We start from the raw sequence: 12,180 nt of genomic DNA, 5'->3' as shown, positions 1-12,180 counted from the left end.
ATGTCCGGTGACTCGGACGGGGGCGTCCGGAGCGTGACGCGCGCGATCGACATGCTCGACCTGTTCGACGAGCGGAACCTGCGCTACACCACGCGCGAGCTGGTGGAGCGCACCGGCCTGGCCAAGACCACCGTCCTGCGCCTGGTCGGCACGCTGGAGCAGCGGGGCCTGCTGTGGACGGGCCCGGACGGCAGGATCGCCGCGGGCCCCGGCCTGCTCCGCTGGGCCCGCCTGGCCCACGCCGTCTGGCAGGTGCCCGAGGCGGCCCGCGCCGTCATGCGCGAACTCGTCGCCGACACCGCCGAGACCGTCAACCTGTACGTGCGCGCCGACGCCGTCCGCGTGTGCGTGGCCCAGGAGGAGGGGCCGCAGCGCCTGCGGCACGTCGTCAACACCGGCGACGAGATGGTGCTGTGGGGCGGTGCCGCGAGCAAGGTCCTGCTCATCGGGGCCGACGACGCCACCCTGCTGCGGGTGGCCGCCGCCTCCCCCTACGGCCCGGCCCACGTGGACCGGCTGCGCGCGCAGGTCGAGGACGCCGCCGAACGCGGCTACGCCGTCAGCCACGGCGAACGCGAACACGGGGCCTCGGGTGTGGCCGCCCCCGTCTTCGGGCGGACCGGGCGGACCCCCATCGCCGCGCTGGCCGTCGGCGGGCCCACGGCCCGCTTCACCGACGCCGCCGTGCGGGGGTTCACCGAGTCCGTCATGGGCGCCGCCCGGCGCATCTCCGAGATCGGCCTGGACCCGGCCGGCGGCGCCCCGGCCCCGGGGGAGGACCGATGACCGGCACCGGCGGAGACGGCCCGCCCCTGGCGGGCGTCCGGGTCCTGGACATGACCAACGTGCTGGCCGGCCCCTACGCCGGCTACCAGCTCGCCCTCATGGGCGCCGACGTCGTCAAGGTCGAGGTCCCCGGGACCGGCGACCTGGCCCGGCGGCTGGGCGCCTCGGCCGAGCTCAACGACCGGCGGCTGGGCGCGTCCTTCCTCGCCCAGAACAGCGGCAAGCGCTCGCTCACCCTGAACCTGAAGTCCGCCTCCGGCCGGCGGGTCATGCGGACGCTGCTGGCCGGCGCGGACGTCCTGCTGGAGAACTTCCGCCCCGGGGTGCTGGAGCGCCTCGGCTTCGGCCCCGACGTGCTGCGCGAGGTCAACCCGCGCCTGGTGTACTGCGCCATCTCCGGGTTCGGCGCCGACGGCCCGCTGAGCGACCGGCCCGCCTACGACCAGATCGTGCAGGGCCTGTCGGGGATGATGGGCGCCACCGGCACCCCCGACACGGGGCCGCTGCGGGCGGGCTTCCCCATCGCCGACGTGCTGGGCGGCCTGGCCGCCGCCTTCGCCGTGTCCACCGCCCTGGCGCGGCGCGAACGCACCGGGCAGGGCACCCACCTGGACGTGTCCATGCTGGAGACCGCGATCACCGCCATGGGCTGGGGCGTGTCCAACTACCTCTCCACGGGGGCCGAGCCCGAGCGCATCGGCAACGAGAACGCCACCGCCGCGCCCTCGGGCACCTTCGCCACCGGCGACGGAGCGCTCAACATCTCCGCCAACAAGCAGGAGCAGTTCGAGGTCCTCTGCCGCGTCGTCGGGGCCCCCGAGCTGTGCGGGGACCCCCGTTTCGCGCGGCGCGAGGACCGCAAGGCCCACCGGGAGGAGCTCCGCAAGGCCCTGGAGGAGCACTTGCGGGCGCGGTCCGCCGCGGAGTGGGAGGAAGAGCTCTCCGGCGCGGGCGTACCGGCGGGACGGGTGCTCGGGGTCCGGGAGGCCCTGGAGTCGGAGCAGATCGCCCACCGCGGCCTGGTCCACACCCTGCCCTTCCCCGGCTCCGGCGACCGCGGGCTCCGGGTGCTGGGCAGCGGGGTGCACGTGGACGGGTCGCCCCTGGCGCCCCGGACCCCTCCTCCCCTGCTGGGCGAGCACACCGTCCCCGTGCTGCGCGAGGCCGGGTTCGACGACGCCGAGATCGAGGCCCTGCGAGAGGAAGGCGCGGTATGAGCACACAGGACACGGCGGGGTCCATGACCCACGAGGAGATCGGCGCGTGGTGGTCGACCGCCATCACGCGGATCGCCCCCGGGGAGATCGACCTGCGCGGCTACCCGGTCCAGGAGCTGATCGGGCGGGTCTCCCTGGTGGAGACCGTCTGGCTCCTGCTGCGCGGCGAGCTGCCGGACCCCGAGCGCGCCCGCCTGCTGGAGGCGGCCCTGGTGGCCGCGGTCGACCACGGGCCGCAGGCGCCCTCCATCGCCGCCGCCCGGATGGCCGCCACCTGCGGTGTGGGGCTCAACAACGCGGTCGCCACCGGGGTCAACCTCCTGGGGGACGTGCACGGGGGCGCGGGCCAGCAGTGCATCGCCCTCCTGGAGCGGATGGCCCTGCTGCGTGAGGAGGGCGCGTCCGCCGACGGGGCCGCCGAGGCCGTCGTGGCCGAACACCGGGAGCGCGGGCAGCGGGTCCCCGGCTTCGGCCACCGCTTCCACCCCCGCGACCCGCGCCGCGACCCCCTCGTCGACCGGGTCCGCGAGGCGGTCGACCGGGGCCTGGTGCCGCCGACGCACCTGGAGTCGGGGCTGGCGCTGGAGGCCGCGCTGGCCCGGGGGCGCAGCCGCCCCGTGCCGATGAACATCGACGGCGCCACAGCGATCGTCTACGCCTCCCTCGGGTTCGCCGCCGAGCTGGGGCGCGGCCTGTTCGTCCTGTCCAGGTCCGTGGGCATCCTCGCCCACGCCTGGGAGGAGAGCGGCGGCGGGGCCCGGATCAAGGGCCCGCTGCCCCGGCGGGTCCTGGCCGGGCACCACGGGCCGGAGACGCGCCACCTGCCGCGGTGACACCGGCACCCGGGGTGGCCGCGGGGTCTCACGGGCACCCCGGGGCGGGGGCGGGACGGGGCGCCGTTAAAGTGCCGATCATGGACGGGCACCCCGGTACACGCGGCACGCGCACCCTCGCGGTGCTGCTCGCCGTGCTCGTGCTGGCCTGCCTGGCCTGCGCCCTGGTGCGCACCGGCACCGCGGCGCACACCGCCCCGCCCGCGGGCGCCGGGGGCGTCCCGGTGGCCGCGGCCACCGACGCCCCGGCGACCGACAGCGGCGGCGCCGGGCACGGGGACCACGCCTGCGGGGTGGCCCCCGCTTCGGCGTCCGCCTCGGGCCCGCCGCTCCTCCTGGCCCCACTCCCCCTGCTGTGGGCTCTGGTCCGCGCCGCGCACGCGCCGGCCCCGCCCGTCGAGGACGCCCCCGCGGCGCCCCGGCACGGGCCCGGGCTGCTCACCCTGCTCTGCGTGCAACGGGTCTAGAACACGACCGCGCCGACGCCCTCCGCGTCCGCGCCGCCTCCCCCTTCCCCGGACCGCCCCGACCGGCGGTCCCGTCGTGATCCCTCCGTGCCCCGCGCACGGACCCGTTGGAACGGAAGAACCGTGAACCAGAACACGACCTTCACCCTCGTGATGCTCACCGTCCTGGGCCTGCTCGTCGGCACGCTCGTGTACCTGTCGAACCGCCCCCAGGACTCCCCCGGCTCCACCGGCGCCTCCGCGGCGGCGCTCGGGGACCAGGCCTCCCCCTCGCCCGCCCCCGCCGAACTGCTGGTCCGCGAGGACAGCCGGTACCTCGACCGGGTCGAGGGGGCGCCGGTCACCGTCGTGGAGTTCCTCGACTTCGAGTGCGAGGCCTGCCGCGCCCAGTTCCCCGTGATGGAGCGCATCCGGGAGGACTACGAGGGCCGCATCGACTTCGTCGTCCGCTACTTCCCGCTGCCCGGGCACACCAACTCCGAGCCCGCCGCCGCGGCCGTGGAGGCGGCCGCCCGCCAGGGCGCGCTGGAGGAGATGTACGCCCTGATGTACGAGACCCAGGCCGAGTGGGGCGAGTCCCAGGAGGACCAGAGCGAGGTGTTCGTCGGCTTCGCCGAGGAGCTGGGCCTGGACGTCGGGGAGTTCACCGCCGACATGGAGTCGCAGGAGGTCGCCGACCGGGTGCGGGCGGACTTCGACGACGGCGTGGCCCTGGGAGTGCAGGGGACCCCGACGATCTTCGTCAACGGGTACCGGACGCCGAGCATGCCGACCTACGAGATGCTGGCCTCCCTGATCGACGCCGGGCTGGCCGAATGAGCACCGCCGCCGGGCTCCGGCGGCGGGGCGCGGGCGTCCCGGCCCGCGCCCTGCCCTGGCTGCTGGCCCTGGGCGGGGCCGTCGGCCTGCTCGCCGCCACCGCCCTGCTGGTGGAGAAGGTCCGCGTCCTCCAGGACCCCGGCCACGTGCCCTCGTGCAGCATCGACCCGGTGCTGTCGTGCGGAACGGTCATGGGGACCTGGCAGGCGGAGGTGTTCGGGATCCCCAACCCGGTCCTGGGTGTGGTCGGGTTCTCGGTGGTGACCACCGTGGGCGTCGCCCTGCTGGCGGGGGCGCGGTTCCCGCGCTGGTTCCACCTGGGCCTGTGGGCGGGCACGCTGTTCGGGGCGGGGTTCGTGCACTGGCTGATCTTCCAGAGCCTGTACCGGATCGGCGCGCTGTGCCCGTACTGCACGGTCGTGTGGGCGGTGACCGTGCCGGTCTTCTGGTACACCACCCTGCACGCCCTGGACGCGGGCCACCTCCCGGCGCCGGGCGCCCTGCGCCGGGCCGCGGACGTGATGGTCCGCTACCACAGCACGTTCCTGTGCCTGTGGGCGCTGGCCCTGGCCGCGGCGGTCACCCAGGCGTTCTGGACCTACTGGACCACCCTGGTCTGACACCGCCCGGCCCTCCCGGGCACGCCGGCGGGCGCCCGACCGCGTCGGGCGCCCGCCGCCGCGTCGTCACCGGGCGCCGCGGGCCTCCTCGGCGGTGTCGTGCTCGGCGGCGCGCACGAACCTCAGGATGGCGGCCAGGGCGTCCTCGTCGAACCCGGCGAGCTCCTCCCGGGTGCGCGCCACCAGCCCGGCGTAGGCGGCGGTGACGCGGGCCACCCCCTCCTCGGTGGGCTCCACCAGGACGCGCCTGCGGTCGCCGGGGTCGGGCACCCGGCGCACGCAGCCGGCCGCGACGAGCCGGTCGACCATGCGCGAGGCCGAGCCGGTGGTCAGGTTGACGTGCTCGGCCAGGGCGCCCGGGGTCATCGGCCCGTGCCGGGCCAGGGCGTGCAGGCACTGCACGTCGGTGTCGGTGACCCCCAGCCGGGCGGCGACGACGCTGTTGAGCTGGACGACGCGGATCCCCCAGGCGGGTATCGCGTCCTCGACGAGCGCCCTGACCAGGGCGTCCCTCTCGTTCCGTGCCATGGGCGGCGCTCCGTTCCACTCCCCGTTCGCTGCACCGCGCAGCAAAGCCATGCTACTTTAACTGTGTCACGCAGCTACCGCGTCACGCAGCTACTGCATGACACATCTACTGTGCTGCACAGCAAACGGCCACCAGGAGAGGACCCTCACCATGACCGCACCGCCCGCCGCCGCGACCGGCCCACCGCCCCTGCTCACCGGGCGGACCGCCGCCGTCGCCCTGGCGGTCGTCCTCGTCGCCGCCTTCATGGAGCTGCTGGACGCCACCATCGTCGGGGTCGCCGCCCCGGCGATCGCCGCCGACCTGGGCGCGGGCGAGGCGGCACTGCAATGGACGGTCGCCGGGTACACGCTCGCCGTCGGCGCGGGGCTCGTCACGGGCGGACGCCTCGGCGACCGGTACGGGCGCCGCCGCCTCTTCCTGCTCGGCCTGGCCGGATTCGCCCTCGCCTCCGCCGCCTGCGGCCTGGCGCCCTCCCCCTGGGCCCTGGTCGCCGGGCGCGTCGCCCAGGGGCTGGCGGGCGGGCTGATGATCCCCCAGGTGTTCGGCGTCATCCGCGCCTCGTTCGCCCCCGCGGCACGGGCCCGCGCCATGGGCGCCTACGGCGCCGTCCTGGGGCTGGCCTCCGTCGCCGGGCCCCTGCTGGGCGGCCTCCTGGTGGAGGCCGACCCGTTCGGCCTGGGCTGGCGCGCGGTGTTCTGGGTCAACGTGCCGGTCGCGGCGGCCGGCCTGGCCCTGGGCGCGCGCTTCCTGCCGGAGTCGCGGAGCGGGGACGGGACCGGGTTCGACGGCACCGGCGCGGCCCTGGCCGCCACCGCCGTGGTCCTGCCGCTGCTGCCGCTGGTCCAGGGGCGCGACTGGGGGTGGCCCTGGTGGGGCACGGCCCTCATGGCCCTCTCCGTGCCCGTCACCGCCCTGTTCCTGTGGTGGGAGCGCCGCCTGGTGGCACGCGGCGGACGGCCCGTCCTGGACCCCGCGCTGCTGCGCGGCCGGGCCTTCGCCCTGGGCCTGGCCGCCTCGCTGCCGTTCTTCGGCGCCCTGGGCGCCTTCTTCCTCCTGCTCTCCCTGTACCTCCAGGGGGGAACCGGCCGCGGCCCGTGGGAGGCCGGCCTGGTGATCCTGCCCTTCGCCGCGGGCTCGGTCATCACCTCCGGTATCGGGGTCCGGTTCGCCGACCGGGCCGGGCGCGCGGTCCTGGTCGGCGGCGCCCTGCTCCTGGCCGCGTCCCAGCTCCTGCTGCTCGCGCTGCTGCACGGGGACGCCCCCTCCTCCACGGCCCTGGCCGTGCCCCTGTTCGCGGGCGGTCTGGGACTGGGCCTGACCGCCCCCTCCCTGGTCAACGTCGTGCTGGCCGGGGTGCCCGCCCGGGACGCGGGAGCCGCGGGCGGTGTCCTGAGCACCGTCACCCAGATCGGCGGCGCGGTCGGTGTGGCCGCGCTGGGCACCGTGTTCTTCGCCCGGCTGGAGGACGCGCTCGCGGGCGGCTCCTCCGCGGCGGCCGCCCACACCCACGCCCTGGCCGCCGTCCTGCCCTGGCAGGTCGCCTGCTACGCGGCCGCGGCAGTGCTCCTGTTCCTGCTCCCCGCCCGACCCCACGAGGAGACCTCCCCATGACACCCCCGACCGGCATCGACCCCTTCGCCCCGGCCGTCCGCGGACTCGACGAGCCCCACCCGGCGCACGCCGCCCTGCGCGCCCTGGGACCCCTGGTGCGGGTCCGGGCACCGGCGGGCGGCCCCGCCTGGATCGTCACCGACGACACCCTGGCCCGCCAGGTCCTCGTCGACCCGCGGATCGTCAAGGACCCGGCGTACGCGCCCGGGCACTGGGACCCGCGGACCGCGGGGCTGGAGCCCACCGCCGCCGCGCAGCCCTCGCTCACCACCACCGACGGCCCCGCGCACGAACGGCTGCGCCGGGCGCACGCGCCGCTGTTCACCGCGCGCCGGATCGGCTCCTACGCCGGACGGGTCACCGGCCACGCGCGGCGGATGCTCACCGGCCTGGCCGCGGAGGGCGGGCCCGTGGACCTGATGGCGGACTTCACCACGCGCTTCCCGCTCACCGTGGTGTGCGACCTCCTGGGCGTCCCCCTGGACCGGGTCGACCAGGCCGTCGCCGCCTGCCGCCTGATGCACGGCGACGGCCCCGAGGACGTGGGCCGGGCGATGGCGGCCTTCGCGGACCTGGCCGCGGCCGCCCTGGAACCGGGCCGGGACGGCCTGGCCGTCGAGCTGCGCGCACGTGTCCCCGACCTCACCGAGTCCCAGGTGCACTACCTGCTGTTCACCCTGATCTACGCGGGGCAGCTCACCACCGACCCGTCCCTGGGCTTCCTCATCGCCGGCCTGCTCGGCCCCGGGGGCGCTCCGCGGGGGACGCGGACGGGATCGTCCGCGAGACGCTGCGCCGGCACTCCCCCGCGCCCTTCAGCCTGTGGCGGTTCACCGCCGCCGAGGTCGAACTCGCGGGGGTCCGGCTCCCCGCCCGCTCCCCGGTGCTCGTGGACATCCAGGGGATCAACACCGACCCCGACCGCGCCATCGGCCCGGACCTGGCGTTCGGGGCGGGGCCGCACTACTGCACCGGCGCGCAGCTGGCCCGCCTGGAGCTGGCCGCGGTGGTCGAGGTCCTGCGCGCGGACCTGCCCGGGGCCCGGCTGGCCGTGCCCTTCGCCGACCTGCGCCGGCACGGGGTCGGCGGGATCCAGGGCAGCCGCCCGGTCTCGCTCCCGGTCCTGTTCTGACCGTCCCGGGGCCGCCCCGTCCCGGGGGCGGGGATCAGCCGGCCGCGGCCGGGGTGACCCGGACCAGGACGTTCTTCATCAGCGGCTGGTCGCTCTGGGTGCTGTAGTCGGCGATCCCGACCAGGGCGTTCATCTCCGGCATGTAGCCTGCGGCGCTGCCGCGCGGCAGGTCGTAGCGCAGGGCCCGGTAGCCGCTCAGGCGGCGGCGGGTGCCGTCCTTGGAGCGGGACTCGATGTCGACCAGGGCGCCCTCGGCGATGCCGCGGGCGCGCATGTCCTCCGCGTTCATGAGGACCAGGGTGCGCAGGTTCCTCACGCCCCGGTAGCGGTCGTCGTCGGAGTAGACGGTGGTGTTCCACTGGTCGTGGGAGCGCATGGTCTGGAGGACGAGCACGTCGCGGTCGGCGGGCACCACGTCGGGCAGCGCCGCGGTGGAGAACTCGGCCCGCCCCGAGGGGGTGAGGAACACCAGCTCGCGGGCGGGCTGCTTGATGCGGAACCCCAGCGGGAGCCGCACCCGGCGGTTGAAGTCCTCGAACCCCGGCAGGACCCTGGCCATGGTGTCGCGGACGCGGTCGTAGTCCCCGACGTAGTCCTCCCAGGGGGTGGCGCTGTCGGGCAGGGCCGCCCGCGCCATCCCCGCGATGATCGCCGGCTCCGACAGCAGGTGCGGGGAGGCCGGGCGCTTCATGCCCACCGACAGGTGGACCATGCTCATGGAGTCCTCCACCGAGGTGGCCTGGAGGCCGGTGCGCTGCTCGTCCTTCTCGGTGCGGCCCAGGCACGGCAGGATGAGCGCCTCCCGGCCGTGCTCCAGGTGGCTGCGGTTGAGCTTGGTGCTGACGTGCACGGTGAGGTCGCACCGGCGCAGGCCCTGCGCCGTGTACGAGGTGTCCGGGGCGGCCAGGACGAAGTTGCCGCCCATGCCGACGAACACCCGGACCCGCCCCTCGTCCCCGTCGTCCCGGTTCATGGCCTCGATGGTGCCGACGGTGTCCAGGCCGTGCTCGCGCGGGGGGTCGATGCCGCACACCGACGCCAGCCGGTCCAGGAACTCCTCCTTGGGGCGGTGGTCGATGCCGCAGGTGCGGTTGCCCTGCACGTTGCTGTGCCCGCGCACCGGCGAGGGGCCCGCGCCCTCACGGCCCAGGTTGCCGCGCAGCAGGAGCACGTTGACGATCTCGCGGACGGTGTCCACGCCGTGTTCGTGCTGGGTGATGCCCAGGCACCAGCTGATGAGGGTCCGCTCGGACCGGTGGTACACCTCGGCCGCCTCCAGGATGGCGGCGCGGGACAGGCCCGACTGGTGCTCCAGCTCCTCCCAGGGGGTGTCGGCGCACACCTTGCGGTACGCCTCGAACCCGGACGTGTAGCGCTCGATGAACTCGGGGTCGACGGCCCCGGGATCGGTCTCCAGGCGTTCCAGCAGCGCCTTGGCGATGCCGCGCATGAGCGCCATGTCGCCGCCGGGCCGGACCCGGAGGTTGAGGCTGCTGGTGGGGGTGGCCTTCATCAGGGCCATGTCGACGAAGTCGTGCGGGACGATGGCCCTGCGGGCGGCGGCCTCGACCATCGGGTTGACGTGCACGATCCGCGCGCCGCGCTTGCGGGCCTCGGTGAGGGCGGTGAGCATGCGGGGCGCGTTGGAGGCCGCGTTGACGCCCATGATGAACAGGGCGTCGGCGGTCTCCCAGTCCTTGAGGTCGGCGGTGCCCTTGCCGGTGCCCAGCGCCGCGGTCAGCGCGCGGCCGGACGCCTCGTGGCACATGTTGGAGCAGTCCGGGAGGTTGTTGGTGCCCAGCTCGCGGGCCATCAGCTGGTAGAGGAAGGTCCCCTCGTTGCCCAGGCGCCCGGAGGTGTAGAAGGCGGCCTGGTCCGGGGAGTCCAGCCCGCGCAGGTGGCGGCCGACGAGCTCGAAGGCGTCCTTCCAGGCGATCGGCACGTACCTGTCCGTGTCGGCGTCGTAGACCAGCGGTCCCACCAGCCGCCCCTGGGCCTCCAGGTCGTGGTCGCTCCAGGTCTTGAGCTCGGTGACGGTGTGCCCGGCGAAGAACTCCTTGCCCGCGCGCCTGTGCGTCATCTCCCAGGCGACGTGTTTGATGCCGTTCTCGCAGATGTCGAGCTTGAGGCCCTTGGTGTCGTCGGGCCAGGCGCAGCCGGGGCAGTCGAAGCCGCCGTTCTCGTGGTTCATCCTGAAGACGGCCCGGGGGCCGTCGATCCACTCGCCCTCGCCCTTGAGGACGTTGGCGACCGACAGCGCCGCGCCCCATCCGGCCGCGGGGTGGCGGTAGTCGCGCCGGGACCACCGTTCCTTCTTCTCGTCCGCCATGAGGCCCTCCCCCGTCGTCGTCCGCGGTCCCCGCCGCGGCGGACGGAAAAAAGGAATTCCTTGCGGACGTTTGAATCGGCCGATACCGACACCTCCGGGGATATCCGGAATACCCCCGGAAGCGCACCGGCACCGATCGCACGGACACGCTCCTGTGCCGTGGAACCGCAGCTCACGGCGCCGCCATCATACGGCCCGGGAGATGCCCCGACAATCACCGGGGGAATCCGCGGGCGCCGCCCCGCCACGACACACCGCGACCTTTACCGCCCGGGGAAAGGGGCCGGCGCATGCGAACATGAACGGCGGACAATGGCGGCTTCGGCCCCTTCCGGTGAAATCTCCGGCGGCCGGCACGCCGCGGCCTCCGCACCGAACGCCCTGGTGTTCCGTGTGCGGGCGCACCGCACGGACCCGCGCCCCCGGGGGGCGGCCGGTCACGGGGCGCCGCGGGAGGCGGCGGGGAGGGACGCCGCGGCCGCGGCCAGGACGCGCCTGAGGGTCTCCTTCTCGATCACCGCTCCGAGCCGGGCCAGCGCCCGGGCCCCGTGCGGCCCGCCCCATCCGGCCAGGACGCGCACGGCGGCCGAGGCGGCGCGCTCCGCGCGCACCTTCCGCGAGCCGCCCGGGCCGGTGCCCGTGAAGACGGCCGTCCGTTCCAGGACGGGCACCGCCGCCTCCCGGGCCTCCTCGGGCAGCAGGTCCGCGCACCAGACGGCGCCGTGCAGGATGTCCTGGACGTGCGGCCGCAGGTGGTCCGCGGAGGTGTCCCACCGGTCCCGGGGCCCCGCCTCCGGCAGGGACGGCGCCAAGTCGAGGATTCCCAGCACCGTCGCCGCCGCGTCCGGGAGCGCGGCCAGGTGTCCGGCGGTCCGGCGCCGCCACGCGGCGGAGGGGCGGGTGGACGGCGGTTCCAGGAGGTGGACCAGCAGGTCGGCCGTGCCGGTGCCGTTCCACAGGTCGGGGCGGGCGGTCGACAGCAGGTCGCCGAACAGGTCGCCCGGGGGGAGGACGTCCTTGGGGGTGCGCGACCGGTCCAGGCGCTGGAGGAGCCGCAGCAGGCGCACGTGCTCGGGCCCCCGGGCGGGCGGGCCGGAGCCCTGATCCCCCCGGTCCCCGAACCGGCGGGCCCCCATCTCCTCCAGCCGCTCCAGGTGCTCCGCCGGGGCGCCCGCGGTCAGGCGCTCGCAGACGGCGAGCACGGAGTGCACGTCCACGACGTGGGCCAGGCACATGTCCAGGTACAGCGACAGCAGGCCGGCCTCCCAGGGCGCCCCGTCCTCCCGCAGGTGGAGGTGCAGGACGCGGTACACGTCGTTGGCCGCCGCGTCCGGCGGGGTGAGGGTGCGGCCGATCCCGTGCCGGCGGGCGGGGACGAGCTCCGTCCAGACGAGCAGCCGGTGGCGCAGGTCGGCGGGCAGCGCGTCGGTGAACACGCGGGGAGCCCAGGCTGGGCGCGGCCCGGTGCCGGCCCGCCCGCGCCGGGCGGTGCCCACCGCGGGGGTGTCGCGGACCACGGCGTCGAGCCCCTCCACCGCCGCGGCGAGTTCGGGGGTGTACAGCAGCGCGAGGAACTCCGCGGTGCGGATGCCCCCGAGCGAGAACCGGGCGGCCGCCCCGTCCGCCCAGGCGCGCGCCCCGTCCCCGGGGCCGGGCGCGGACGTCACGGCCGTCCGCCCGTCCGGGGCGCGGGGCGGGCGGGCGCGGTCCCGGGCAGGCCGGAGGCGGCGCGGCGGCCGCTCCGGGGGCTCTCGTCCACGGCGGTTCGGGGCACGGGGGCGTCTCCTCCACGGCAGGGGTCCGGCGGTCCGCCCACCCTAGCCGCCGGGCCCGA

General features: G+C 75.8%; 11 protein-coding genes. 8 read left to right on the top strand and 3 right to left on the bottom strand.

Annotated elements, in window-relative coordinates; genetic code table 11:
- The 6 genes from ACFVNO_RS14245 to ACFVNO_RS14220 all read left to right on the top strand — a co-directional run bounded on the left by ACFVNO_RS14245 (window position 1) and on the right by ACFVNO_RS14220 (window position 4,742).
- On the top strand, window positions 1-786 hold the full coding sequence (locus ACFVNO_RS14245; protein WP_378892587.1) for an IclR family transcriptional regulator: 786 nt from the start codon (window positions 1-3) through the stop codon (window positions 784-786).
- Window positions 783-2,003 (top strand): CaiB/BaiF CoA transferase family protein, encoded by a 1,221-nt coding sequence (locus tag ACFVNO_RS14240; protein ID WP_378892584.1) that lies wholly within the window; start codon window positions 783-785, stop codon window positions 2,001-2,003. The genes ACFVNO_RS14245 and ACFVNO_RS14240 overlap by 4 nt, the downstream gene beginning before the upstream one ends.
- Window positions 2,000-2,836, top strand: a complete 837-nt coding sequence (locus tag ACFVNO_RS14235) for a citryl-CoA lyase (protein ID WP_378892581.1) — start codon at window positions 2,000-2,002, stop codon at window positions 2,834-2,836. Before ACFVNO_RS14240 ends, ACFVNO_RS14235 begins: the two co-directional genes overlap by 4 nt.
- An 80-nt stretch (window positions 2,837-2,916) precedes the next feature.
- Window positions 2,917-3,303, top strand: a complete 387-nt coding sequence (locus ACFVNO_RS14230) for a DUF2946 family protein (RefSeq protein WP_378892578.1) — start codon at window positions 2,917-2,919, stop codon at window positions 3,301-3,303.
- Between the two features lie 123 nt (window positions 3,304-3,426).
- Window positions 3,427-4,122: a DsbA family protein gene (locus ACFVNO_RS14225; RefSeq protein WP_378892575.1), complete on the top strand. Its 696-nt coding sequence runs from the start codon at window positions 3,427-3,429 to the stop codon at window positions 4,120-4,122.
- Window positions 4,119-4,742 carry a vitamin K epoxide reductase family protein gene (locus tag ACFVNO_RS14220; RefSeq protein ID WP_378892572.1) on the top strand — a complete coding sequence of 208 codons (624 nt, stop codon included), beginning with the start codon at window positions 4,119-4,121 and terminating at the stop codon, window positions 4,740-4,742. The genes ACFVNO_RS14225 and ACFVNO_RS14220 overlap by 4 nt, the downstream gene beginning before the upstream one ends.
- A gap of 66 nt (window positions 4,743-4,808) precedes the next feature.
- Here the strand turns inward: ACFVNO_RS14220 and ACFVNO_RS14215 are convergent, their stop codons facing one another.
- Window positions 4,809-5,270, bottom strand: coding sequence for a MarR family winged helix-turn-helix transcriptional regulator (locus ACFVNO_RS14215; protein WP_378892569.1), 462 nt, complete (start codon window positions 5,268-5,270; stop codon window positions 4,809-4,811).
- Window positions 5,271-5,421: 151 nt separating this feature from the next.
- Between ACFVNO_RS14215 and ACFVNO_RS14210 the strand changes: the two genes are divergently transcribed.
- Both ACFVNO_RS14210 and ACFVNO_RS14205 read left to right on the top strand, forming a co-directional pair.
- Window positions 5,422-6,885, top strand: a complete 1,464-nt coding sequence (locus ACFVNO_RS14210) for an MFS transporter (RefSeq protein ID WP_378892566.1) — start codon at window positions 5,422-5,424, stop codon at window positions 6,883-6,885.
- A gap of 883 nt (window positions 6,886-7,768) precedes the next feature.
- Complete coding sequence (locus ACFVNO_RS14205) at window positions 7,769-8,017, top strand: hypothetical protein (RefSeq protein ID WP_378892563.1); 249 nt, start codon at window positions 7,769-7,771, stop codon at window positions 8,015-8,017.
- A gap of 34 nt (window positions 8,018-8,051) precedes the next feature.
- Here the strand turns inward: ACFVNO_RS14205 and ACFVNO_RS14200 are convergent, their stop codons facing one another.
- Together ACFVNO_RS14200 and ACFVNO_RS14195 are read right to left on the bottom strand one after the other, a co-directional pair.
- Window positions 8,052-10,346, bottom strand: a complete 2,295-nt coding sequence (locus tag ACFVNO_RS14200; RefSeq protein ID WP_378892560.1) for an FdhF/YdeP family oxidoreductase — start codon at window positions 10,344-10,346, stop codon at window positions 8,052-8,054.
- Window positions 10,347-10,783: 437 nt separating this feature from the next.
- Entirely contained in the window at window positions 10,784-12,013 is a 1,230-nt protein-coding gene (locus ACFVNO_RS14195; protein ID WP_378892557.1) for a hypothetical protein, read from the bottom strand.
- Window positions 12,014-12,180 lie beyond the last annotated feature (167 nt).

Origin of the sequence: Nocardiopsis sp. NPDC057823 (assembly GCF_042797335.1) — a bacterium.
GTDB lineage: Bacteria > Actinomycetota > Actinomycetes > Streptosporangiales > Streptosporangiaceae > Nocardiopsis > Nocardiopsis changdeensis.
The sequence above is the reverse complement of the archived record's forward strand: the minus strand, read 5'-3'. Positions and strand labels throughout refer to the sequence as shown.

Bases quoted from the DNA above. Each gene is read 5' to 3' on its own strand.
- ACFVNO_RS14235 (WP_378892581.1), top strand. From the start codon at position 2,000: ATGAGCACACAGGACACGGCGGGGTCCATGACCCACGAGGAGATCGGC.
- ACFVNO_RS14220 (WP_378892572.1), top strand. From the start codon at position 4,119: ATGAGCACCGCCGCCGGGCTCCGGCGGCGGGGCGCGGGCGTCCCGGCC.
- ACFVNO_RS14245 (WP_378892587.1), top strand. From the start codon at position 1: ATGTCCGGTGACTCGGACGGGGGCGTCCGGAGCGTGACGCGCGCGATC.
- ACFVNO_RS14230 (WP_378892578.1), top strand. From the start codon at position 2,917: ATGGACGGGCACCCCGGTACACGCGGCACGCGCACCCTCGCGGTGCTG.
- ACFVNO_RS14215 (WP_378892569.1), bottom strand. From the start codon at position 5,270: ATGGCACGGAACGAGAGGGACGCCCTGGTCAGGGCGCTCGTCGAGGAC.
- ACFVNO_RS14200 (WP_378892560.1), bottom strand. From the start codon at position 10,346: ATGGCGGACGAGAAGAAGGAACGGTGGTCCCGGCGCGACTACCGCCAC.
- ACFVNO_RS14240 (WP_378892584.1), top strand. From the start codon at position 783: ATGACCGGCACCGGCGGAGACGGCCCGCCCCTGGCGGGCGTCCGGGTC.
- ACFVNO_RS14210 (WP_378892566.1), top strand. From the start codon at position 5,422: ATGACCGCACCGCCCGCCGCCGCGACCGGCCCACCGCCCCTGCTCACC.